The organism is Colwellia sp. 12G3, assembly GCF_002836775.1.
Taxonomy (GTDB): Bacteria; Pseudomonadota; Gammaproteobacteria; order Enterobacterales; family Alteromonadaceae; genus Colwellia.
In genome coordinates this window covers 1-1,028 of record NZ_PJAQ01000059.1, presented here as the reverse complement: position 1 = coordinate 1,028, position 1,028 = coordinate 1, and the positions used below count along the sequence as shown (strand labels likewise).

The following is a 1,028-nucleotide window of genomic DNA, read 5'->3' as shown; positions in this document are numbered from 1 at the left end:
TTTGCTAAGCGGCTAAAAATGGCTGGCTATAATAGCGAGGAACGAGCACAGCCAGCTGTTTGTGTCCGTTTAAGCAACTTGTTAGAGCACTTTGTTTATATGATTATAAAAGAACTCTTTCTCTTTTTGGTACGACTCTTTATCGTTAGGGTACTTTGCGTGCAAGTCTTGTTTAACCTGATTTAATTTAGTAATTAACGCTACGTTATTTTTCATCACCTTAACGAAATGTAAGTGTTTTTCCACATTTACATCACCGTATTGAAAAATATGCAAATGAACCTTTCTATGTTTTTTAGAAAAGTATTCTCTTCCAATGATGCCATTTTGACCTCTGTAAACAAAACCGAGATCAATAATACTTTGTTTGAAAGTTGAAATCTTTGAAATGTCTTTAACGACTCCTAACAGATCAATGCAATCTTTAGCATACAACCCTGATATTGCAGTTGAGCCAATATGATAAATTTCAATATCACTCTCGTAGGTGGAAATTATTGAATCTCTCACATTTTCGAACTCAGATTTCCATTTGTCATTGTGCGGAAATAGATACATAACTGGAGAGTGCTCTAACGCCCCATTAAGAGGCTTTTAATTGTTGGTTATAATGTGAAGCGAAGCGGAACCTAACCAACTGTTAAAAGTCCTGCTTGAATGGCTTGTTAGAGTTTCATTGCTCTGACTTTAAAAAGCTTTGATAATGCTTCTTTACCTCTTCTTTGGACAATACTTTACCTTCAGATTCTCTATCTAGCAAAGTTCCCATGTAAGAGAGTATATTTTCGTGAGTTAACTCTTTTTGATTTGGAAAAAATTCATTAGGTGCAATTTTAAAGTCTAACCAACTACCGTCATCGTCAAACTCAATATGAGAACCCCATTTTGAAATAAATAATTCACCGTCTCGATCATCAAGAACGATACTTACTTCGTAATAATAAGAGTCATCATCAAATGATTCTGAATATGGAAACTCTTCGCCATTTTCACTGACTATGATTTTATCGTATGACATCGAAGAAACT

Annotated in this window: 2 protein-coding genes; both read right to left on the bottom strand. The window is 34.5% G+C overall.

Annotated elements, in window-relative coordinates:
* Positions 1-81: 81 nt before the first annotated feature.
* Positions 82-558, bottom strand: a complete 477-nt coding sequence (locus CXF71_RS13065) for a GrpB family protein (protein ID WP_101233395.1) — start codon at positions 556-558, stop codon at positions 82-84.
* Positions 559-673: 115 nt separating this feature from the next.
* Positions 674-1,028 (bottom strand): hypothetical protein (locus CXF71_RS13060; RefSeq protein ID WP_198559887.1); only part of this gene is annotated, 355 nt, incomplete at its 5' end.

Excerpts from the sequence above, each read along its gene's own strand:
- CXF71_RS13065 (WP_101233395.1), bottom strand. The coding sequence starts at position 558 with ATGTATCTATTTCCGCACAATGACAAATGGAAATCTGAGTTCGAAAAT.